Annotated in this window: 15 protein-coding genes, 3 tRNA genes and 1 other RNA gene; 3 read left to right on the forward strand and 16 right to left on the reverse strand. The window is 43.4% G+C overall.

All coding sequences use genetic code 11. The features are described from left to right. Window positions 1-21: 21 nt before the first annotated feature. From ABJL82_RS03545 to ABJL82_RS03560, 4 genes are all read right to left on the reverse strand, one after another. A complete protein-coding gene (locus ABJL82_RS03545) occupies window positions 22-387 on the reverse strand; it encodes a four helix bundle protein (protein ID WP_347273339.1) in 366 nt (121 codons plus the stop codon). 198 nt (window positions 388-585) lie between these two features. Further along, complete coding sequence (locus tag ABJL82_RS03550) at window positions 586-4,488, reverse strand: PAS domain S-box protein (RefSeq protein ID WP_347273340.1); 3,903 nt, start codon at window positions 4,486-4,488, stop codon at window positions 586-588. Window positions 4,489-4,781: 293 nt separating this feature from the next. Next, entirely contained in the window at window positions 4,782-7,619 is a 2,838-nt protein-coding gene (locus ABJL82_RS03555) for a methyl-accepting chemotaxis protein (RefSeq protein WP_347273341.1), read from the reverse strand. A 247-nt stretch (window positions 7,620-7,866) separates the two neighbouring features. Beyond that, window positions 7,867-8,724 carry a DNA-binding response regulator gene (locus ABJL82_RS03560; protein ID WP_347273342.1) on the reverse strand — a complete coding sequence of 286 codons (858 nt, stop codon included), beginning with the start codon at window positions 8,722-8,724 and terminating at the stop codon, window positions 7,867-7,869. A gap of 97 nt (window positions 8,725-8,821) precedes the next feature. Here ABJL82_RS03560 and ABJL82_RS03565 point away from each other — a divergent pair, with 97 nt between their 5' ends. Beyond that, window positions 8,822-10,978 (forward strand): Tex family protein, encoded by a 2,157-nt coding sequence (locus ABJL82_RS03565; protein ID WP_347273343.1) that lies wholly within the window; start codon window positions 8,822-8,824, stop codon window positions 10,976-10,978. A gap of 582 nt (window positions 10,979-11,560) precedes the next feature. Here ABJL82_RS03565 and ABJL82_RS03570 read toward each other — a convergent pair. The 11 genes from ABJL82_RS03570 to ABJL82_RS03620 all read right to left on the reverse strand — a co-directional run bounded on the left by ABJL82_RS03570 (window position 11,561) and on the right by ABJL82_RS03620 (window position 19,694). Then, window positions 11,561-13,153 carry a D-aminoacylase gene (locus tag ABJL82_RS03570; RefSeq protein ID WP_347273344.1) on the reverse strand — a complete coding sequence of 531 codons (1,593 nt, stop codon included), beginning with the start codon at window positions 13,151-13,153 and terminating at the stop codon, window positions 11,561-11,563. Between the two features lie 45 nt (window positions 13,154-13,198). After that, window positions 13,199-13,393 (reverse strand): hypothetical protein, encoded by a 195-nt coding sequence (locus ABJL82_RS03575; protein ID WP_347273345.1) that lies wholly within the window; start codon window positions 13,391-13,393, stop codon window positions 13,199-13,201. Window positions 13,394-13,734: 341 nt separating this feature from the next. Further along, entirely contained in the window at window positions 13,735-15,192 is a 1,458-nt protein-coding gene (rpoN, locus tag ABJL82_RS03580; RefSeq protein WP_347273346.1) for an RNA polymerase factor sigma-54, read from the reverse strand. Window positions 15,193-15,262: 70 nt separating this feature from the next. Then, a complete protein-coding gene (recR, locus tag ABJL82_RS03585; RefSeq protein ID WP_347273347.1) occupies window positions 15,263-15,868 on the reverse strand; it encodes a recombination mediator RecR in 606 nt (201 codons plus the stop codon). Window positions 15,869-15,899: 31 nt separating this feature from the next. After that, entirely contained in the window at window positions 15,900-16,247 is a 348-nt protein-coding gene (locus tag ABJL82_RS03590; RefSeq protein ID WP_347273348.1) for a YbaB/EbfC family nucleoid-associated protein, read from the reverse strand. Between the two features lie 9 nt (window positions 16,248-16,256). Continuing rightward, complete coding sequence (gene dnaX, locus ABJL82_RS03595) at window positions 16,257-17,933, reverse strand: DNA polymerase III subunit gamma/tau (protein WP_347273349.1); 1,677 nt, start codon at window positions 17,931-17,933, stop codon at window positions 16,257-16,259. Window positions 17,934-18,050: 117 nt separating this feature from the next. Beyond that, an RNA gene (gene ffs, locus ABJL82_RS03600) (signal recognition particle sRNA large type) lies at window positions 18,051-18,316 on the reverse strand. Window positions 18,317-18,331: 15 nt separating this feature from the next. After that, a tRNA-Ser gene (locus ABJL82_RS03605) sits at window positions 18,332-18,424 on the reverse strand. A 103-nt stretch (window positions 18,425-18,527) separates the two neighbouring features. Next, a tRNA-Ser gene (locus ABJL82_RS03610) sits at window positions 18,528-18,617 on the reverse strand. A 264-nt stretch (window positions 18,618-18,881) separates the two neighbouring features. Further along, a complete protein-coding gene (tadA, locus tag ABJL82_RS03615; protein WP_347273350.1) occupies window positions 18,882-19,379 on the reverse strand; it encodes a tRNA adenosine(34) deaminase TadA in 498 nt (165 codons plus the stop codon). A 241-nt stretch (window positions 19,380-19,620) separates the two neighbouring features. Further along, window positions 19,621-19,694 (reverse strand) — tRNA-Arg (locus ABJL82_RS03620). 449 nt (window positions 19,695-20,143) lie between these two features. Between ABJL82_RS03620 and ABJL82_RS03625 the strand changes: the two genes are divergently transcribed. Beyond that, window positions 20,144-20,518, forward strand: a complete 375-nt coding sequence (locus ABJL82_RS03625) for a hypothetical protein (protein WP_347273351.1) — start codon at window positions 20,144-20,146, stop codon at window positions 20,516-20,518. A gap of 769 nt (window positions 20,519-21,287) precedes the next feature. Further along, entirely contained in the window at window positions 21,288-21,695 is a 408-nt protein-coding gene (locus ABJL82_RS03630) for a hypothetical protein (protein ID WP_347273352.1), read from the forward strand. Window positions 21,696-21,708: 13 nt separating this feature from the next. Here ABJL82_RS03630 and ABJL82_RS03635 read toward each other — a convergent pair whose 3' ends face one another. Continuing rightward, complete coding sequence (locus ABJL82_RS03635) at window positions 21,709-22,512, reverse strand: polyphosphate polymerase domain-containing protein (protein ID WP_347273353.1); 804 nt, start codon at window positions 22,510-22,512, stop codon at window positions 21,709-21,711. Window positions 22,513-22,515 lie beyond the last annotated feature (3 nt).

A 22,515-nucleotide genomic window follows, 5' to 3' on the forward strand; every position in this document is an offset into this window, starting at 1 on the left:
GCCGACTGAACAGTTAGCATACTATTTGTACTTATCAGGGTTTTCAATCATATGATTAAGCAGTCGGCCAATTTCTTCCGACCTGGAAATAAAGTCAACATAAACATTTTTTGAAATATACTCGCATGCAAGAGCGAAATCAAGCCACACCTGCGTCTCGGTATTTTCCATATCTGCGTCAGTCATCTTGCTTACAAAATGTGCCGGATATTTTCGCTTGCGATAACCTTCCCCAATGCAAGCGCAAACAGAGCGTGAACAATTTCTTATTTGACTTATCAGCCCATATTTTTCTTCCATATGAAATGTTTTACTTGATTTAAAAATATCCATTGCAAGATCAAATGATTTTTTATATGCGGTTAAGTTTCTGAAACCTGTTGCCATATTTTATGCCCTTATTCATTATTAAATGATTGTTCAGTCCACTGTCTCCAGTCGGCAGTCTACAATCTACAATCTACAATCGGCAGTCAGCAGTCAGCAGTCAGCAGTCAGCAGTCAGCAGTCAGCAGTCTACAATTTGCCGACTGTCGATTGAGGATTGCCGATTGCCGATTGAGGACTGAGTACTGCCGACTGTCGTTAATTATCCAGCACCTCTCTCACCTTCCTCAAAAGCTCTGCGAGCGAAACGGGTTTTGTAATAAAATGCAATCGTTCATTAATAATCATCTTCTGGTTAACTACGTCTTCAGGATATCCGCTCGTAAAGAGCGCTTTTATCCCGGGCGCTACCTCCCTTATCTCGTCATATGCCTCCTTGCCGTTCTTTCCCGGCATGATTACGTCAAAAAGGAGCATATGTATTTTGTCGCGGTTTTCCATGAATTTCTTTATTGCGTCGTTTCCGTTTTCCGCTGTTATTACCCTATATCCCGCCCCCTCAAGCGCTGTTTTTACAAGATGTCTGACCTCAATCTGGTCCTCTGCCACCAGTATTGTTTCCGTGCCAAACACGGGCAGAACATGCTTCTCCGGTTTTGCCTTGTCTGCCGCCTGTACAATCATGGGCAGGTATATCCTGAATATTGTGCCTTTGCCCGGTTCGCTGTATACGTTTATAAAGCCATTGTGCTGTTTTACTATCCCGTAAACGATAGAAAGGCCCAGTCCTGTACCTTTCCCCACTTCTTTGGTGGTAAAGAACGGCTCGAATATCTTTTTGCTCGTTCCTTCATCCATCCCCTTCCCCGTGTCTGAAAAGGTTATTACGGCATACCTTCCCGGTTCGCCGTAACCATGCGTCTGCACAAAGTCGCTATCCAGTTCTACAATATCCGTGCTTATTTTTACAGACCCACCCTCTGGCATTGCGTCTCTCGCATTGGTGCTGAGGTTCATCAATATTTGTTCTATCTGACCACTGTCCGCCATTACAATACAATCCTTGTCCGAAGTTGAAGTCTTTAATTCAACGTCTTCACCGATAAGCCGCTTTAAGAAACCTTCGGTGGCTCTTATCAATTCATTCAGGTTGAGGGGTCTTGGATTACTTATCTGTTTTCTGCTGAATGCAAGGATACCCCTGGTTAAATAACTTGCCTTTTCCGCAGAAATAAGTATCTTTTTTGCATAGTCATTCAGCGGGTCGTCTTCTTTCATACTCATTTGCAGCAAATTGCCGTACCCGATTATAGCGGTAAGGATATTGTTAAAGTCGTGAGCAATGCCGCCCGCAAGCTGTCCGATAGACTCCAGTTTTTGTGCGTGATAAAGCTGCTCCCTCAGTTCCTCCTTTTCCTCCTCCTCTTGCCTGGCCAAGGTAATATCCTCCGCCACACCAACATAATTAGTAATAACGCCTTCTGCATTTTTTATTGGAGAGATGCATGCTATCTCCCAATAGAGATCTCCGTTCTTTTTCCTGTTGACAAATTCTCCCCTCCATACGTTGCCGGTGGTAATAGTCTCCCACAACTGCTTGTATTGTTCATGTGGCGTCATATCCGATTTTAGAATTTTAGGGGTTTCCCCAATGACTTCTTCCGGCGTGTAACCGGTTAATTGTGTGAATTTAGGATTGACATACTGGATAATGCCGTTTGTATCAGTAATAATCACTATCGCTGGACTTTGTTCAATAGCGCGTGATAATTTCCGAAGCTGGTCTTCCATCTGCTTACGTTCGTTGATATCCGTTGAGACGCCACAAACGGCGTAAATAGCGCCGTTTGCATCGAAGAGAGGAAATTTTATTGAAATGTAAGTGTGTTCTCCATCATCGTGCGGCACAATCTCATCAAATTCCAAAGGCCTTCCGGCTTCAATTGCCTTCCGGTCGTTTTTCCTGAATACATCAGCCATCTGCGCAGGCCACAGGTCATAATCAGTCCTGCCCTTTATTTCATCCTTCCTTATATTAAATAAATCCTCAAACCGCTTGTTGATAAAGGCGTAATGCCCCCGGAGGTCTTTTACATACACAACCGCTGTGGTATTATCCAAAATGGAATGGAGCAGTTCTTCGCTTTTTTGCAGCGCATCCTCCGCCTGTTTACGCTGGATGACCTGTCCAAGCTGAACCGTAGCGGATGAAACGAGTCCAATGAGCCATTCGTCCCTTTCCCGCGGTTCGGACATATAAAACACAATAACCGCTACCACATCTTTATCCGTCATTATAGGGAAGGCAACTCCTGCCTTTAGTCCAGCCTCCTTTGCAAGCGGCGCACGCGGATAATTTGGGTCAACGGTGACGTCACGTATCCAGACCGGTTGCTTCTCTATCCATGTGCGACCGGGAAGCCCAACCCCGGGAGAAAAGCGATACTCTCCGCTTAATTTGCTGAATCTTTCCAGACTATCTATCTTGCTGTAATATGTATGATCCCGCTCCAGATATTTGTCGCCAGGATGAGGCACCCATGCCTCGCCGTAAATCCATCCTGTGGCGTTGCATACCTTTTCCAGCGTAATAACGAGCGCATCGTGCAGATTTTCTGCTTCGCCTACTGCCAGTATCAGCGCTTGCAGCAGATTTATTTCTTCCTCCCTGCGCCGCCATTCGGTGATGTCCTGAACCGTTCCTGCCATACGGACGGCTTTTCCCGTATCATCAAACAGAACGGTTGCCTTCTCATGAACGACACGCACGGTATTGTCTTTCAGGAGTATCCGGTGGTCAATCTCGTATGGTTTCTTTCCGTGAATGGCGTTCTCAACTGATTTTTTCACATACTCAAGGTCATCCTGATGTACGCATTCCAAAAACGCCTCATAGGATGCGGCAAATTCTCCCTTAACCATGCCAAATATGCAATATACTTCATCTGACCAGTAGAGATCATTGTTTGTTATATCCCATTCCCAGTTTCCCAGCCGTGCGATGCTCTGCGCCTCGGCAAGCCTTCCATTGCTCTTTATAAGTTCGGAAGTCCTTGTTTTAATGTCATGGGACATGGCGTTAAACGATTCGCAAAGGACGCCTATTTCATCGTTCGTTTTCACCGGGATGGCCGTGTCAAGATTGCCACGGGCAATCTCTGTTGCGGCATGTGAGATGGTACGGAGCGGTTTTACTACCTTTTTCAGGAAAAGGATCAGGATGAGCATGATCATTCCAATAACAACAGCGCCGGTAACTCCGGCGCTCAAAAGGATTATTCTGACAGGGGCTAGCACCTCATTCTTGTCAATTTCAACCAGCAGCACCCATTGCAGGGAGGGGATAAACATCGAGGCACCTACTACCTCTACGCCACGGTAATCCTTGTAGAATCCGGACATCTCCCTGCCTGAATCCATAGCTAACCTGACGGGCGGTGTATTGACTGCCTGTTTCAGAGTCGCATCTTTTATAAACAGGGATTTTGTAATCATGAGTTTGTTGCGGTTGACCAGATAAATCTCCATTGTTTTCCAGGAACCCTTCCCCTTTCCCCATGAAATTGCTCCCATCTCGCGGTGATATTCTCCGGATAAAAGGTGATCAAGCTCTGAAATCTGTACAAAGTTTGCAATTACCCCGATTACCTTGTGTGTATCTTTCGTATAGACAGGGGCAGAGATGACAATCTCTGGGAGGTCCGTATGCAGGACGTATGTTTCTCCTACGATAATGGCGTCTTTTCCATTCACAAAAAAAGGTTCGCCGGAATAATCCATTCCTATTTCAGTGCTGTTTGTGGAAGCGACAACCTTTCCTTCTATGGAGAGGACATGTATGGTATTAATGGTCTTATCGAGGACGATCTTGTTTTTGATCAGGTGTTTACTCAGGACGTCTTTTGATGAAGTCTCTCCGCGAATTTTCCTGAGAAGCTGTGTCCTTATAAACCCATCGCTGGCAAAGTCCTGGGCACGGCGTTTAGACTGCTCCAGAAACTGATAGACATGCCCCTCATATGCCTCTGCAATAATGGTTAGGGTATCGAGAACACGGTTTTTTAAATATACCCTGTTATGATTGTAAACCAGGATGAATGTGACGATTACCGGAAGGAGTACAGCGAGGATACCCAGAAACGCTTTTTGCGAAAGCGGCAAGGAATTTTTATTTTTGGGGGACTGTTTGTCATGCGATATATATACTAAATAGTGCGGCGTAGCCGCAACTAAAAAGATTTTTACTACAGTAGGGACACGCCATGGCGTGTCCCTACAAATATTCGCGGGTTCAGGTTTGTAACCTGAACCCGCCGTGATTAATCTTCAAAACCGTGCAACACAAGTTACGCAGTAAGAAAAATGTTGAATATTGAACATTTTGTAACACTTCCCCCTAGTTCCCACGCAAGCGTAGGAACTAGAAGAAACCTTCTAAACCCCTGAAACCAATCTTAAAAATCGCTAAAATCCCCGTCCTCCATAGGAATTATATCCCTTGGCGCTGTCTTTGCCTGCGCCATTTTACTGCCATCTCCTCTCAACGCGGGTTTTTTCTTTCCCGCTGCCGCTGTCCTCTCTGCAGGTATTGCTTGCCTTTTTCCTGACGGCTGTCCGGAAACGGCCCTTCTTTCCTCTCCGGTTTCACCGCCACCTGTATTCACTTCTCTCGCCACCTTATCCACCAAATCATTCAATGCCTGCGCCTGCGCCGTTAACTCCTCGCTAGCCGCAGCGGTCTGCTCCGCATTCGCCGCATTCTGCTGCGTCACCTGATCCATCTGCTGCACCGTCTTCCCTATCTGGTCTATCCCGTTTGCCTGCTCCTCCGATGCAACCGATATCTCGTTCACCAACTGCACCACCCTCTGCACCTGTTCCACTACCCCGGAAAATACATCCTTCACCTGCTGCACTGCACTCGACAATACCCCCTTCGTCTTGTCCACCAGCTCCTTGCCCGTCTCCGCCTTCTTCACACTGTCCGTTATCAATGTCGTTATATCCTTCGCCGCAGTAGAACTTTTTTGAGCCAGATTCCTCACCTCTTCGGCTACCACCGCAAACCCTCTTCCATGTTCCCCTGCCCTTGCCGCCTCTACCGCCGCATTTAACGCCAGCAGGTTCGTCTGGAACGCTATACCCTCTATGATCTTTATAATGTCCGCTATCTTTCCGCTGCTGTCAGATATCTCATTCATCGCCCCTGCCATCTGTATTACGGCGCTGTTTCCGTTCTCTACCGTGCCTACTACCGCACGATTCCCTTTCTCTACAGAATCATTGCACTGCTTCGCAAGGGCTGCCGCCTCCTTTGCATTGTCCGCATTCTGCTTCGTCATTGACGACATCTCTTCCATCGTCGATGACGTCTCCTCTATGGACGCCGCCTGCTCTGAAGTAGCTTCGGAAAGGCTCTGGCTGGATGCGGATATCTGCTCGGACGCAGACGCCAACTGGTTCGCATTTCCCGTCAAATCCGTAAGAAGGTTTTTGAAGAGGTTCGATATCCTGTTCGTTAATTTGACTACAAGGTATCCAAGGCCAGCCACAAACCCACCCGACAATGCGCCGATGATGATCATCCACATGCCTAACCTGTTTACCGCTGCAAACGCCTCCGCCTTGTCTATCTCCGCAAGAAGCGCCCAGTTGACGTCTCCCACCTTTAACGGCGTGTATGAAGAAAGTACAGGGTTCCCGTTGTAGTCGATTATGATTTTAGAACCGGTGTTCCCCGACAGTGCGTCCCTGCTCGCCTCGGTATCCACCTTTCCCTTTGAAGGATTTGCAAAAGACGCCTTTACCGAATGGTTTGCAGGGTCAAGGTAAGAATCCGATCTCATAAGCTTATCAGCGCCCACAAGGTACGTCTCTCCCGTTTCACCCATGCCTTCCCTCTGTTTCATGACCGCATTTATCGAGTCAAGCGATAACTGGAGCGCAACGATTGTCTCCACATTTCCGTTGTTTACTACTGGCTGGGCAATGAAGGCGGCAGGCTCACCGTTGCTCGGTGCGTACGGCTCAAAGTCGGCAAGGCAAAACTGCTTTGTCTCCAGCGTTTTGCGTGTAATTTTCCCCAGATTGGAACTGCTGTATTTCCCGTTAACCATGTTGGTCTGGTAGTCAGGTTCTTTGCATACCGTATAATAAACATATCCGTCCGGGTTCATAAGGAAGAGGTCATAATACCCGTATTTTTCTATATATTTGGCAAAAAAGTATTTGCCGTCATTATCCACCGGACAAAACGCCTCCGCCACGTCTATCTCCGCAATCAGCGCCCACGTTAAATCTCCCACCTTTACAGGTGTATAGGCGGAAAGAACGGGATTGCAGTTATAATCTTTTATTACCTCGGCTCCTGTCTTGCCGGAAAGGGCAGCATTTGCCGCTACAGTATCCACACCGTTTTTTTCTATCGTACCTGCAAAAGACGCCTTTACCGAATGGCCCTCAGGGTCAAGGAACGAATCGGAACGCATACGCTTTCCAGGCCCTACCAGATAGGTTTCTCCTGTTTTGCCTAATCCATTGCGTTCCTGCATGATTTTATTAACATCTTTCAGGGATATCTGAAATGCCGCGCATCCAACATAGTTTCCGTTTGCGTCTTTGAGCGGCGCGGCAATAAAGGCGGCGGGCTCTTTTGACGGTTCATACCATGAGAAATCTTCTATAGCTTTTTGGTTTTTTGACTTCTGAAATACCCTTGCCAGCCCTGAGTTGCTCAGCGGACCGTTTATTAAATTCGCCCCAAGGTCGGATTCCTTGCAAACGGTATATACCACGTTTCCTTCGGGGTCAATGAGAAATACGTCGTAGAAACCAAAGTTTTCCATAAATATGGAAAACCCTTTTTCCCTGGTTTTGCTCAGTTCCTGATACTGTGGGCTTTCAATACCCACCTTGAACGCCTCTGCAAAGAGTCCGATGCCCCCTGTAAAGCGAAGGTTCATCTGCACATCATCCATAAGGGTAAGCCGGTCTCTGAAGTATGTCTCGATTTGCGTCTTCTTTATTTCCCGCACTGCAATCAATTTATTTATTGCTTCTTCACGGAGGGTATTAACCGTGTCTACAAGCACTCCCATATCGTTTTCCCGATCCAGGAAGACTTGCTGTATCTGCGCCTTCTTGATTTCGCGGACTCCCTCTAACTGGTTAAACGCCTGTACCCGCAATGCCTTGCTCGATGTAATATAACTTAGTACGCCAATAGCAATTAAGGGTATTACACCCGCCAATACAAACAACACGATTATTTTTGCCGTCACGGACATCTTCATTAATATTCTCCTCACCTTTCTGCATTAAGATATAAAAAACAATGGAAATTGGTAACAGTAGAGACGCACGGCCGTGCGTCTCTACAATGTGGTTGAAACGATTCAAAGAATCATCCATTCAACTATTTAACTATTTGACGATTCGACTATGTGACTACTTTACAAGGTAATAAGAGATATGGCAATACGTATAGATTACGTATCTAATACGTATCAATAATACGTGTTAGATGTATGTGGTTTTTTTTTAAAACACTTTAAGAAAGGAAGACAGGTTGGCGTCATTTTTTGTTATGCCAAGTTTATTTCGAATGTTATCCCGATGTTTTTCAATAGTGCGAAGGGATATATTCAGCAGTTTGGAGATTTCTTTGCTTGTGAGTCCGCTTTTTATCATATTGCAAATTTCAATTTCTCTTGGGCTGAGTTTATATTTTTTCTTCGTCAGGTTTAAGCCGAATGGAGAGGTTAATTCCTCTATATTTTTTTTTAATAAATCAAGATACTTTTGCGAATCTCCATCTATTTTGAGTTTTTGTATTACCGGCAGCAGTAAAGTTTCCACATTGGCGATTATATTGTCTTGCATCTGTTTTTTCTCGATTTCGAGTCGTCCGAGGATTTCACCAAGGGCAATATTCTTTTGCGTAATTTCCTGTGTTCTTTTTTTAAGGGTCTCCTCTAACGATTTCGTATAGTTTTTTTCTATTTGCCTGAGTCTATGAAATTCAACGGCCTTCTCCAAACTATTCATCAGGATTTCCGGGTTAAATGGTTTAAAGATGAAATCAAACGCCCCTTCTTTTAAAGAGGAAACAACATAATTTATATCTGCGTATGCAGTGATTAGAATTACCGGTATTTCGGGATCAAATCTCCGGAATTCTTTGAGAAGTTGTATACCCGATATGCGCGGCATTTTTATATCCGTAAGAACGGTATTAATGTTGTTCGTATTTATCATTGCCATTGCCTCTTCCGGCCTGGGACAAATGACTGCATTGTATCCATATTCTTTGATAAGGGCAGATAAAAAATCAAGGACAGTAGTGTCGTCATCAACAACAAGTATATTTTTCCCTTCGTTTTCGTTTATGTTATCCATTGTTTTTTTCATTTCATGATGTATTTAAGAGGATGTATAAGTATAATTATTCGTTAAGAAATTTTATATTTATACCATACTATCTAAGGAAGAAACAATGGATTTGGATACAAACAGCAACAAAACGGCGCAGGAACTTTCTCTTTCTGCAAAGCAGGTAAGCACAGTAATAGCCCTTTTGGATGAGGGAAATACGGTGCCTTTTATTGCGAGGTATCGGAAAGAAATGACCGGTAGCCTGGATGAGGTGGCGATATTGGCAATAAGAGACAGGATAACCCAATTGCGTGAACTGGATAAACGAAGAGAAACTATTTTAAATTCATTGACAAAGCAGGAAAAACTTACCCCTGAATTAGAAAAGGCGGTGAAAGAAGCAGAAACCCTAACGGCGCTTGAGGATATTTATCTGCCTTACAAGCCGAAGAGGAAAACGAGGGCAACTGCCGCAAGGGAAAAAGGGCTGGAACCATTCGCGAAACTGATTTTTGAACAGAAAGAGTTTGATGTGCATACCGAAGCTGCCCGTTATATTGATGCGGAGAAGGGGGTAACTACAGAAGAAGAAGCATTGCAGGGAGCCAGAGACATCATTGCCGAATGGGTCAATGAGGATGCGGATACGCGGAAGGCAATGAGGGAACTGTTTCTTAAGGAAGGTATTCTTACCTCAGAAGTGATAAAAGGAAAGGAAGAGGATGCGCAAAAATATAAGGATTATTTTGAGTGGAAGGAGCCTGTCGCTACCGTTCCTTCACACAGGATGCTTGCCATGCGCAGGGGAGAAAAAGAGCAGTTTCTCTTGCTGAGCATAGCGCCCCCGCAAGAGATGGCAATCGATCTTTTAAAACGAAAATACCTTGTTTCGGAAAACGAGATATCGGCACAGGTGGAACTAGCCCTTATGGATGCGTACAAAAGGTTGCTGAGCCTCAGCATGGAAACAGAGATACGGTTGAACGCCAAGAAGGAAGCAGACGAAGAGGCGATACAGGTGTTTGCGAAAAATCTCAGACAATTATTACTGGCATCCCCGCTGGGACAGAAAAACATTCTCGCCATAGACCCCGGTTTCCGCACCGGATGCAAGGTGGTATGTCTGGATAGACAGGGTAAGCTGCTCCATAATGAAACAATTTTTCCGCATGAGCCGCAAAAGAAGATTGCTGAATCGGCTTCAGCGCTGCAAATCCTTTGCAAAAAATTTGCGATTGAAGCAATCGCGATAGGAAACGGCACGGCGGGTAGAGAAACGGAACGTTTTGTAAAAGGCATGGACTTGCCCGGCAGTATTATTACCGTGATGGTAAATGAAAGCGGGGCGTCCATATATTCTGCCAGCGATATTGCCAGGGAGGAATTCCCTGATTATGATATAACCGTTCGCGGTGCAGTATCTATTGGCAGAAGGCTGTCTGACCCCTTGTCAGAATTGGTAAAAATAGACCCCAAATCCATTGGTGTGGGACAGTATCAGCACGATGTTGACCAAACGGCTCTCCGGCAGTCACTCGATGATGTGGTAATGAGCTGCGTGAATTCTGTGGGTGTGGAACTGAATACGGCAAGCAGTGAATTGCTTTCATATGTTTCCGGACTCGGACAGCAACTGGCAAAAAAGATCGTTGAATACAGAAACGAACACGGGCCCTTCCGTAGCAGGAAGGAACTGGTTGAAGTGCCGAGGCTTGGTGATAAGGCGTTTGAACAGGCGGCAGGGTTCCTGAGGATAAGGAACGGCGAAAATCTTCTGGACGCCAGCGCAGTGCATCCTGAAAGTTATTATATTGTTGAAAAAATGGCGGAACATTTAAATTGCGGCGTAGAAGATCTCATGAAAAACCCTGCGTTTCGCAGCAAAATCGACCTTAAGAAATACGTGACTGAAGAAACAGGACTGCCAACGCTCAATGATATTCTCAGTGAATTGGATAAACCCGGACGCGACCCCAGGGAAAAGTTCGAAGCCTTTTCTTTTCAGGATGACATTAACGCAGTAGAAGATCTGGAAACAGGGATGACATTGCCTGGGATTGTCACCAATATTACCAATTTTGGGGCATTTGTGGATATAGGGGTTCATCAGGACGGGCTGGTGCACATCAGCAACATGGCGGATAAATATGTTAAAAACCCTGCGGACGTTGTCAGCGTTCATCAAAAAGTAATGGTGACAGTAATCGAGGTGGATATTGGAAGAAAGCGGATTTCACTTTCAATGAAGAGCGACCCTTTCGGGAAAGAAAGAAAATAAGGGAACCGGGCTACTACGAAGGACGAGGGACGATAGACGAAGGTAGCCAGACCGTCTCGGTCTGGGTATGTCTGGGTATGTGGGACGAAGGACGATTTACGAAGTACGATTTAAAATTTCCGCGGGTTCAGGTTTGTAACCTGAACCAAACGTTTTATGCTTCCAATCCCACCTTATATTAGCAGAAAAATGCCAAATAAATCCCAGATGACAAACAGGGTTTTTACCGCAGTACATGACCTCATTATACGCATAAACTCATAGGTTCAGGTTGCAAACCAATGTCATTAAGTTAAGCTACCTGCCATAAAAGTCCCCCTTAGAAAAGGGGGATAAAGGGGGTTGTCTTGGTCAAATAATCCTTAACTTAATGACATTGGGTTGCAAACCTGAACCCGCCTGGAGGTACGAGGTACGATTTAAAATCGTAAATCGTAAATCTAAAATCATGTAACATTTTAGTTTTTTGAAAACATATTGCAGTTTAGCTTTGGGTGGCACGGACAAGCTGTGCTTGTCCGTGCCACCCATGTTGAGCAAAAATATGTGTATCAATTTTCAAAAATTTAAAGTGTTGTAAAATCATAAAGTTTTCCGCAAAATTTTACCGCTTTTAATGCCGGAGTGTTTACCCTTCTGCACGGTAACGTTTCCATTTACAATTACATATTCAACTCCCACCGAATATTGATGAGGGTTTGCAAAGGTACTCTTGTCAGTAATTGTTTCCGGATTAAAGATTGTTATGTCGGCAAAATATCCTTCTTTTATGAAACCCCGCTGGTCTAATCCCGCCTTTTGGGCAGGGAGGCCTGTCATTTTCCGGATCGCCTCTTCTACCGAAAAAAGCTTTTTTTCTCTGCAAAACTTCCCCAATATCCTGGAAAACGTCCCATAACTTCGCGGATGAGGGTTGCCCTCAGCAAGTACGCCCTCGCCAGATCGGGTGGAACTATCGGAACCCACGCATACAAAATCCCAACTCAATATGCTTTCCAGATTTTTTTCAGACATATTAAACAAAAAAATATCCACCCTGGTATCCTCTTCTATCAGAAGGTCTAGCACCTCCTCCAGCGGGGGTTTCTTCTGTATCGCAGCGATTTCTGCAATAGATTTACCAGTCATCCACCTGTTTTTCTGAGTAGAAACAGAAGAAATAACTATATCTGACCAAAATGGCGCCTCATCACCTTTTGACATCTCTTCAGCAATGCGCTTTCTTACCGCACGGTCTTTTAATCTTTGGATTTGATCTTCTATACCTCCATCGTATACCCAGGCAGGCAAAATGACGTCGAGGTCTGTTGCTGCTGCTGTATAGGGATAGCGGTCACAGGTAACATTCACCCCTGTGTTTATTGCATATGCTATCAATGCCTTTACCTTCTCCAATTTGTGCCAATTTTCCTGTCCCATTGTCTTAATATGCGATATCTGCACATTAACGCCGGTCTCTTCCGCCACCTTTATCGCTTCAGCAATGGCATTTTCCAGGTCTTCGCCTTCATTTCGTACATGGGTTGCATAGAGTCCGCCATATTCATTCACCCTATTGCACATTGTTACCAGTTCGTCAAATTCCGCATAACAGCCCGGCGGATAAACCAGACCGCTGGACATGCCAAAAGCGCCGGCTTTCATAGCTTCTTCCAGGTACTTGCACATTACCGATAATTCAGCTTTAGTAGCAACCCTGTTATCATATCCTACAGCACACGCTCTGATATTCCCATGACCCACAAGAAAAGCCCTGTTTACAGAACTATTTATCCCTTCCGCAACATCAAAAAACCCTTGAGCAGAACGCCATGAGGGAACGATGCCGTATTTTGACAATCCTTGCCTGCGCCGTTCCAGTAATTTTCCCCGCAACGGAAAAGCAGATAACCCACAATTGCCACAAACCTCCGTAGTGACGCCGTCCAGTATTTTGCTTTCACTTTCCCGACACGCAAGCCACAGAAAATCGCTATGAGAGTGAATGTCAATGAATCCCGGAGCAACGATCATCCCCTCTGCATCAATTCGTGTGCAGGTATTACAGGAAATACGATCTTCTATTACTTCAATCTTATTTCCCTTTATACCAACGTCCATTTTTTTACCGGGCATTCCGGTACCGTCTATCAATAAACCTTTTTCTATTATCAGATCAAGATCCAATTTTCGCATTATCTCTTTTCGCTCTATTCTGTAAACCTGGGGGGGGAAGGGATTTTATTCTTCTACTAATGAGGATGGTTTATCCAGCCCCAATACTGTATCTACATCTTTGTGGAGTGAATCGAGGTCTGTCTTGATGGTGTCGATGTGCCTTTTGCAGTGTGTGGAGGAGCAACCGGTAAAATAAGTAAGAGCTACTATTAAAAAGACTGGCAGAAAGAAGTGTACTTTAAAAGAATTTCGTTTCATGATTAAATGTCCAAAAAATAAGTGTTCTTTTTATAAATGTTTCATCCGGCAAAGAAAATCGGCAATCGGCAATCTACAGTCGGCAAATTGCAGATTGTGAACTGTAGAAATTATTATAAAAACTCGGCGCGGGTTCAGGTTTGCAACCGTTCGGCTGAGCTCACGAAGAACGGTTGCAAACCTGAACCCGCATGGGACTTCTTTGCATTTTTTGGCAAAATATTTAATTTTTTAATTAGTGCAATCTGTGTAATCTGTGGTTCCACCTTTCGTACTTCCTGCCTGGTTGGTTCTGGCGACCCCAGCTTAGGATTTAGGATTTTAAATCGTACTTCGTAAATCTAATATGCTTTTCGCTGCCTTGATGAGGGTATTTTTAGAATACGGCGGTATTTGGTGACCGTTCTCCTGGCTATGTCTACCCCTGAGGCGCCTAATTTATCTGCAACCTCTTCATCGCTCAATGGGTTTGATTTATCTTCTTTTGCAACAATTTCAATAAGTTTCTGCCGGATAGATTCCCATGATTCCATATTACCGTCGGCATTCTGAAAACCTCCCGTGAAGAAAAATTTCATTTCAAAAACGCCCTGCGGGGTTTGAATATATTTATGGGCAATTGCACGGCTCACCGTTGAAACATGGACGCCAACAATATCGGCAACGTCCTGCATCTTCAATGTTCGCAGGCGGTGAACTCCTTCATCTAAAAACCCCTTTTGCATGCTTACAATTTTGCATGCTACTTTATATAATGTACTCCTCCGTTGCTCTATGGCGTCAACCAGCCATTTAGCAGATTCAATCTTCTTCTGTATATACTGGCGCGTTGAACTATCAATATTGCCTTCACTCAAAGATTTTCTATAAAAGGAGCTAATATGCAAATGTGGTATATTCGCATTATCAATCAAAAATACCTCATATTCCCCGTCAATTTGTTCTACCTTCACTTCAGGGACCACATAAGGAATTGTTTCATCGTTAAATACAGAACCTGGTTTTGGGTTTAGTGTACGAATAAATTCTACCTGTTTTTTGATAGTTTCAAGACTATATCCTGTTTTCTTTGCTATGGCAGGATATTTTCTTGATTCGATTTCTAATAAATAATTTTGCAGAAGATCCTTTGTTATGTGGTAATTCGGATCACGATTGTCTAACTGTAACAGTAAACATTCCTGTAAATTTCTCGCTCCGATACCAGGCGGCTCCAATGTCTGTACAATTTCTAACGCCTTTTCGGCGTCCGCCAAAGAAACAGGTTTTTCAAAAGACGAAACTATTTCTTCTAACGGACCGGATAAATATCCGGAGGTATCAACAGAATAAATAATATTCTCACATGCTTCATAAAGATGTTCAGGAACTTCCATAAGCGATAACTGCCCCAGCAGGTAATCATGAAGCGACATTGGTTTGGCGGCAGTATTTTCCAATGCCTCTTGTTTCTGATCACGTTCATCAGAAAGGGCACTCTTCCGGATTGTCGTCTTCGAATAATATTCATTCCAATCTTCCGCCATCTCATTATGCCGGTCAACCTCTGCCTTTTTGGCGTCATCCCATTCAGTTTGAGCAGCATTTTCTCCGGCAATTGAGCCGTCTTCTGAGACAGGGCTATCTTCTTTCGGTTGTTCAACCACCTCCTCAAGAACCGGGTTATCCATCAGCTCTTGCTGTACGCGCTCTGCCAGGGCCAATAACGGAAGCTGGAGTATTTCTATAGACTGAATTATCTGGGGAGACAACTTCATCTTTTGCTGGAGTTGCGGCAATAAAGAAGACTGCATTTTCATTAAAAATCACCTTCCCAAAAATTAACTATAAATATATGGTGTTGTGTTTCAGTAAAAAGCATACGTTAAACTAGTTCCTCATCTCATTCCTATCACTGACCGCATCGGCTACGATAGCAGTATTTGCATATTCAAGATAACTGCCAGTCGGCAACCCGCGGGCAATCCTCGTAACTTTAACGCCAAATGATTGTAATTGTTTATATATATATACGGCGGTTATATCCCCTTCCATATTCAAATTAGTGGCAAGTATCACCTCTTTAACGCCGTCGTCTTTTACTCTTTGCAAAAGTCTGCCAATAGTAAGTAAGTCGGGGTCAATACCCTCAAGGGGGGAAATATGTCCCTGGAGTATATGATAATGGCCGTTATATTTGCCAGTTTTTTCAATAGTTAGTAAATCTGCGAACTGTTCAACAACGCAAATAATTGAACTATCCCTGCGTATATTACTACAAATATGGCACGGGCTATTTTCTGAGACGTTAAAACAAACAGTACATATTTTCATATATTTCTTTACATCGCGAATAGCGTACGCCAGCTTCATAGCATCGTCAACCGGCTGTTTTAAAACATAACAGGCTAACCGTTCTGCGGTCTTCTGCCCAATCCCAGGCATTTTCCCAAACTCACTAATAAGTTTATTCACTGTTTGCGGATAAGTATTCAAAGCACATACCTCTTTATGATCAATGAACGAATCATCCCCCAAACATTCCTGACATGCCGGGAATATTTAGCCCGCCGGTAAATTTCCCCATCTCGGATTGATATAATTCCTGAGATTTTTTCAACGCCTGGGAAACGGCGGAAAGGATAAGATCTTCCAGCATCTGAACATCTTCCGGGTCTACCACTTCCGGGTCAATTTTTATAGAAAGGATTTCCTGCTTCCCATTCATGTGTACCGTAATCATACCGCCACCGGAGGTAGCCTCTATTACACGTTCTTTCAAATCTCTCTGGGCATCCTCCATCTGCTTTTGCATTTTCTGCGCCTGCTTCTGCATCTGTTTCATCATTTCTGTCATATTGCCAAAACCCTTCATTTCACCCCCCTATCGGTTAACTTTAATAACACGACCGTCAAATAATTCTAACGTTTTTTTTACTGCCGGTTCTGAAAACACCGTATCGTTTATTTGCTGTACACCACCACCATTGTCTAAACTTTGGTTCTGTCTGTTCTCTTCCGGCTCTTCTTTTTCAAATAGTACAAGCTTCAGTTCCCTAAAGCCCGGCACTACTTCTTTCGCACAATTTTCTATAAGTTTTTTTTCTTCCGGTTGCTCCAATCTTTCTTTCTGAAAAAGAAATTTTCTGGAAAATGCAACTACCAATACTCCCGCATCGCTGCTTACCAGCCGGCCTTCCTTGAAAAACGCCCAGGTAGATTTCTTCTTTTTCTGAATACTTTTAAGGATATCCCCCCATACCTCGTTTTTTTCCCTCGCGATTCCGGAAGTTATTTTTTCTTCTTTTGTGGGAGGTATCACATCGCCTTCTTCTATTGATTTTTCCGACACTGTCTGCCGGGCAAGCGATTCCGCAGGAAGGAGAATATCATCACTTCTCTTGCCAGTGATATTGTCAACTTGTTCCAGTTTTCCCTCTAATGCCGTTATGCGTCCAACAAGGTCAGACAATACGCCGATAGATTCCATCCGGCACAGTTTTATGACGGCCATTTCCGCAGAAATCCGCTGCAGTAAAGAATCCGTAGAGCGTATCCTCATCACGGAAAGCATTTGGATCATATACATAAGTGTATCGCCTGAAAATGATTTTTCAAAGCTATGAATAAAAGACTCGTCATACTCAGCCCATGCTGCATCCGGACCACAGGAAGAAAATACCAAAAGATCTCTTAACCGCAGAAGCAACTGATCAATAAACTCCGCCGGAGTCTTTCCCTCATTCAAAATATCATCCACAATTCTCAGCGCGCCTGAAGCATCTTTGTTCACAAAACACTCAAACATACTATAAATCTTATCATCATCAATATACCCCAGCACATAATTCACATCCGCCGATGTCACCTTATCATCACAGAAAGAAAATAGTTGATCGAGTACAGACTGTGAATCCCTTAATCCTCCCTTTGCATATTTTGCAATCGCATGGAGGGCAGCGGACTCTATTTGTTTCCCTTCCGTTTTGCATATTTCCAAAAGGTGTTTTTCAATATCATTAACGGAAATATTCTTAAAATCAAATCGCTGGCACCGCGATTGAACTGTTTCAGGAAGACGGTTTGCCGCAGTTGTCGCAAATATAAACTTAACATGAGATGGAGGTTCTTCGAGGGTTTTAAGAAGGGCATTAAATGCTTCGCGGGTAAGCATGTGTACTTCATCAATAATGTAAATTCTATACCGCGCTCTCGATGGGGCAAACCCTACATTTTGGCGTATATTTCTTATTTCATCAATTCCGCGGTTTGAGGCGCCGTCAATTTCCAGAACGTCTATGTCGCTTCCTTCGGAAATGCTCTGGCAGATATCGCATACGTTGCATGGGGTATCAGTAGGTCCATTAACACAATTTAACGCCTTTGACAGTATACGCGCCGTAGAGGTCTTGCCTACGCCCCTCGGACCGGCAAACAGATAAGCATGGGCTACCCTGTCGGTACGTATTGCATTCCCAAGGGTTTTTACTATAGGCGCTTGCCCTACTATGTCGCTAAAGGTTTGAGGTCGGTATCTACGGGCTAATACTACATAAGACATTGAAAAATCACCTGCATTCCTTTTCAACCATACAGTTTTTTAACACACTTCAGTAACTTCTCAATAAGTTGTTGAATCTCTCGGTAAAAACCACCACATAAAAGGTTTTATAAACGGCCGTGCACTTTTTTCGTGCCCCCTTCTGTTAGTTTACCAATGCAGTTAGCTCAGGCCAGACTAACTCACGGCACATGAGGACAAGTGTTTATGGCTGCTTGCTTCCGCATCTGACCAGATTCGCATCGTCTCCCATTGCATGAGATCCAACCTTCATCACCACTTACATTAACAAAGATAACAGTCGTGAGCCCTCAGAAAAGCGATCAATCCTGCTATAGCGGGTTGCAGGTTACAGGGTACCGCTAGCTCCCCATCTAGCACGGCCAATTTTTTAATGATGGCGGAGAGGGCGGGAGTCGAACCCGCGATACCGTTTTAAGCGGTATACGCGCTTTCCAAGCGCGCTCATTCGGCCACTCTGACACCTCTCCGTCTTTAATCTTCCAGTGCTATTCATTTAAAAAACATACGATTATTTCCGTCACCCTTCATCGCCACTTGCAATAAAACGTTACCACATTTTACCTTTTTTGATGGCGGAGAGGGTGGGATTCGAACCCACGTTCCGCAACCGCGGAAAACGGTTTTCGAGACCGTCCCGTTCAACCGCTCCGGCACCTCTCCGGTTTTTACCTATAAAAAATACGAAATACGAAGCACGAAACAAATCCGAATAACAAAGCATAAAATTCAAAACACATTTAAAACATACAACAATGTGAAGCATGAAATCCGAGAGACGAAAGAGGCTTTTGTTTAGAATTTCAAATCATTTTGTCATTAGAATTTGTTTCGGATTTCGTGTTTCGTATTTCACAGTTACCGGATTTCACCAGTAAATATTTTGCCAAAAAAGTGCAAAGAAATTACTGCTAAGGTACTAAACGTTTACTTAGTGCGGCAATTCTCTAAAAAAAATCTCTTTAATATATCCCTGCATTCATCAGCAAGGATATCGGGTATTACTTCCAAACGGTGATTCAACTTAGTATTTTGGACAAGATTCATGACGGACACGCAAGCGCCCGCCTTTTTATCAACAGCCCCATACACAAGCTTATCAATCCTTGACTGCACCAAGGCCCCGGCACACATTGCGCAGGGTTCCAGAGTTACATAGATAGTAGACCCGGTTAGTCGCCAATTTTGCAAATACTCAGCCCCTTGGGTTATCGCTATCATTTCCGCATGGGCTGTCGGGTCTTTAAGCATTTCCCTTTGGTTATGCGCACGGGCAATAATCCGGTTATCATACACAATTACGGCGCCTACCGGAACTTCATTAATATCCGCAGCCTTTTCCGCTTCTTTAATCGCTTGCCGCATAAAATACTCATGATTACTGCTTGCGCTTTCCATACCCATTGCCTTATTTAATACTATCATGTTCTCTGTGTGTTTCGTGATTAAAATCTTTTTGGTTGCGGCTATGCTGCGTTGCGAGATAGGTATAAAATTTCAATCCCGGTATTGTTAAGAAAATAATATATATCCGCACTCTTTAATTATGAATCAATTCCGATGCCGTTCATCATCTATGATAAAACACCTCAGCTTATTTGATATGCATTCTATAGGGGCAAAACACAAACGGGTATAGGAAAGATGATAGATCGTTAAGTAAAAACGCGCCCAGGAGGACTTGAACCTCCAACCTCCGGATTCGTAGTCCGTGACTCTATCCAATTGAGCTATGGGCGCAAAGTCTTAAAGGCTTTAAAAAACTGTACACTTAAAACACCAGGCAACAACAATATCGTTGGCGATATTTACAGCATTTACATCAAAATCGTGAGTGTTTTGAGCTAAAGTGCTGTAAGTTTTATATTCGAATGTTTTGTCATGTTTGTCGTATTTAGTAAATAACGCATGGTTTGGAAATTTTATAAGAAACGTTCGTTTTAGTCAAGAAGCATTTCAACAAGCTTGAAAGTCAAAAGGGAGCTATTTACCGTTGGAAAAACAATAGTGGATAATATAGAATTAAAAAAGATTTTATAATCCTACATTTTTAGAAGTACGATTTACGAAGTACGATTTTTTAAATCTAAAATCTAAAATCGTAAATCCGAAAAGGAGGTTTTGCAGGCAGCGATAACCGTTGAAAATCAGGCAGAACAATGATAATATTCTAACCAGGAGGCTAAAATATGCCAATAACCAAAGAACTCAGCAATATCAGAAAGTTAGAAGCAGTCGGATTCCCGCATGAACAAGCCGAGGTGCTTACGGATATAATAGAGGAATCCCACGTTGACGGACAGCAGAGTTTAAAAGACTTTATCGGCAAAATGCACGAAGACACAAACAGGCAATTCGACGAGATTAATAAAAGATTCGATGACGTTAATAAAAGATTCGACGGCATTAATAAACAATTCGATGAGTTTCGCAAAGAAATGCACACAGAAATGACTACTTTGGAATGGCGCATAAAGGCCTCACACTCCTATCTTTTCATGAAAATATTCGCTATCGTCGCAGGCTGCACGAGCATTGCAGTTGCAGTCGCAAAGATATTATAATCCCCTCCCCCCTCCACATCGGGTCATAAACTATAGAAATCAGACAGCACAACGATAATATTCTATGCAACCCTCGCCATCGCAAAATTTTTGCGGTATACTGTATGAGTCCACAAATAGGGATTTCTAAAATTGTAACACTTTAGTTTTTTGAAAAAGTATGGGCGAAGCATTTGCCCGTTTGGGCATAAACGCATTTATGACAATTTACAGCAAATGCTTCGCCCCTACACTGCGATTATTGGAATTTTTCATAAAACTAAAGTGTTACCTAAAATTAGATTTAACTTTTGTTAACATAAATAATTATAGCATCTCTGGAATCACATTTTGTGAACCCCTTGAGTATAGTTCAGAATAGAGAAAAATTACCCATGCAAATAAATTTAAAGCTATTTTTTAATGAAGAACAAGAAGATTGGGCGAAATTAACACCTGAACAGAGACACATTGAAAGCTCTAAACTTTGGCCGATATATTTAGAACTTAGAGGGAGTTTTGATCCAGAACCCGATTCACAAAGCCCTTTTGACTTTCCAGAATTGCAGCGTTCGATACCTGCTCATGGGAGGCCAGGCGTGCATTTTATACGGCGGATCTGAGTTCAGTCGTGATATAGATTTTTCTATCGGAATTGATACAAAGAACATTTCAGCGACGAGGTCATGCATGCCATTTCCGTTGCAATGCAGAAGGGATAGAAGGCTTGCGCATTGACATGATGGCTAAAATGCGAGGCTGCTCCGATTTTGAGCAATTATGGGAGAGAATGTCCATTGTGAAGTTGCCGGAGATTGGTGAGATGGGTATTCTTTCACTACCGGATTTAATTCAGACTAAAAAGACGCAGCGCGAAAAGAACTGGCCCATGATTCGCCGTCTCATTGAAACCGACGTCACGCAGAGTTATAGAAAAGCCGGGAAAGAAAAGATCGTTTTCTGGCTCATGGAATGCAGGACTCCTGTTTTACTCATGGAAATAGCAAGGAAAAATGCTGCATTATGTAAAAGTCTTATACCTACCCGGTCCCTGCTTAAAGCAGTATTAAACCAAAACGTGGAAGAAATTGAATCTCTCCTCATACAAGAAGAAAGCGCCGAAAGGAAAAAAGATCGGGAATATTGGCTGCCATTAAAAAAGGAATTGGAGCAATGGCGCCTTGGCCGTAAATCATAACTTTAATTCTGTGTTAAAACAATACAGAGGATGCCTGTCTCACGCCGGAATCATATTTGTAAAGTTGCAGGACATTTATGATGCCTGCGACGTATTTTGAAAAACCCCGCCGCTGGAGATTGAAATGCCGGATAAGATCGATCATCCATAGGGGTACCTGCATGGTGTAGCACTTGAGTTCCAGTATGACGTTGCATTCCGGGGCAAAAAGCGTTTCGTCATCCAGCGGAACCAATTTATTCTCGTCCGGAATAATACAATATCCCTCTGCCGGCTGATATCTCAGATCGGTGTCGAACGTTACCCTCGCATATTCATTCACATTGGATACATATGCCTTCCTCCAATATTGAGACAACATTTTAGGCGTTGCATTATAGAAATATGCCGTCTTCAGGAAATGCGTTTTGGACGAATTCGGGTCAAAATCTTTTTCTTCACACAATGAATAATCCTGGTCTTCAAACATCCTGCGCCAGTTTTCATCATAAAGAGGCGCCCTGTATTTATTGATGATATCCCCGGTCTTCTCTTTCACTTCAAGAAAGCAATGATACTTTCCGGAATGGGGATACGAACGAATCCTCAGATGAAGTCTCCTGTTACATTTGTCCAGCCTTTGCATAAGAAATAAATAATCTGGGGTATCAAAATGCAGATTGTTTATGCAATAAAAACCATTATCAGTATTTGAAGAATATTTGTCGGGAGAACAATAAATAGAAGCAAAACGCGAAATGGGTTCTATCATTTCCTTTGGAATGACAAATTTCGACTCGTATCGCTTTCGGATAGTTAGCGCTGTCTCTTCAAACATATA

This window comes from Candidatus Kuenenia sp. (genome assembly GCF_039794105.1).
Lineage (GTDB): Bacteria > Planctomycetota > Brocadiia > Brocadiales > Brocadiaceae > Kuenenia.

Coding starts and splice junctions, on each gene's coding strand:
- ABJL82_RS03545 (WP_347273339.1), bottom strand. CDS start 387: ATGGCAACAGGTTTCAGAAACTTAACCGCATATAAAAAATCATTTGAT.
- ABJL82_RS03555 (WP_347273341.1), bottom strand. CDS start 7,619: ATGAAGATGTCCGTGACGGCAAAAATAATCGTGTTGTTTGTATTGGCG.
- ABJL82_RS03560 (WP_347273342.1), bottom strand. CDS start 8,724: ATGGATAACATAAACGAAAACGAAGGGAAAAATATACTTGTTGTTGAT.
- ABJL82_RS03565 (WP_347273343.1), top strand. CDS start 8,822: ATGGATTTGGATACAAACAGCAACAAAACGGCGCAGGAACTTTCTCTT.
- ABJL82_RS03570 (WP_347273344.1), bottom strand. CDS start 13,153: ATGCGAAAATTGGATCTTGATCTGATAATAGAAAAAGGTTTATTGATA.
- ABJL82_RS03575 (WP_347273345.1), bottom strand. CDS start 13,393: ATGAAACGAAATTCTTTTAAAGTACACTTCTTTCTGCCAGTCTTTTTA.
- rpoN (WP_347273346.1), bottom strand. CDS start 15,192: ATGAAAATGCAGTCTTCTTTATTGCCGCAACTCCAGCAAAAGATGAAG.
- ABJL82_RS03590 (WP_347273348.1), bottom strand. CDS start 16,247: ATGAAGGGTTTTGGCAATATGACAGAAATGATGAAACAGATGCAGAAG.
- dnaX (WP_347273349.1), bottom strand. CDS start 17,933: ATGTCTTATGTAGTATTAGCCCGTAGATACCGACCTCAAACCTTTAGC.
- tadA (WP_347273350.1), bottom strand. CDS start 19,379: ATGATAGTATTAAATAAGGCAATGGGTATGGAAAGCGCAAGCAGTAAT.
- ABJL82_RS03625 (WP_347273351.1), top strand. CDS start 20,144: ATGCCAATAACCAAAGAACTCAGCAATATCAGAAAGTTAGAAGCAGTC.
- ABJL82_RS03630 (WP_347273352.1), top strand. CDS start 21,288: ATGTCCATTGTGAAGTTGCCGGAGATTGGTGAGATGGGTATTCTTTCA.
- ABJL82_RS03635 (WP_347273353.1), bottom strand. CDS start 22,512: ATGTTTGAAGAGACAGCGCTAACTATCCGAAAGCGATACGAGTCGAAA.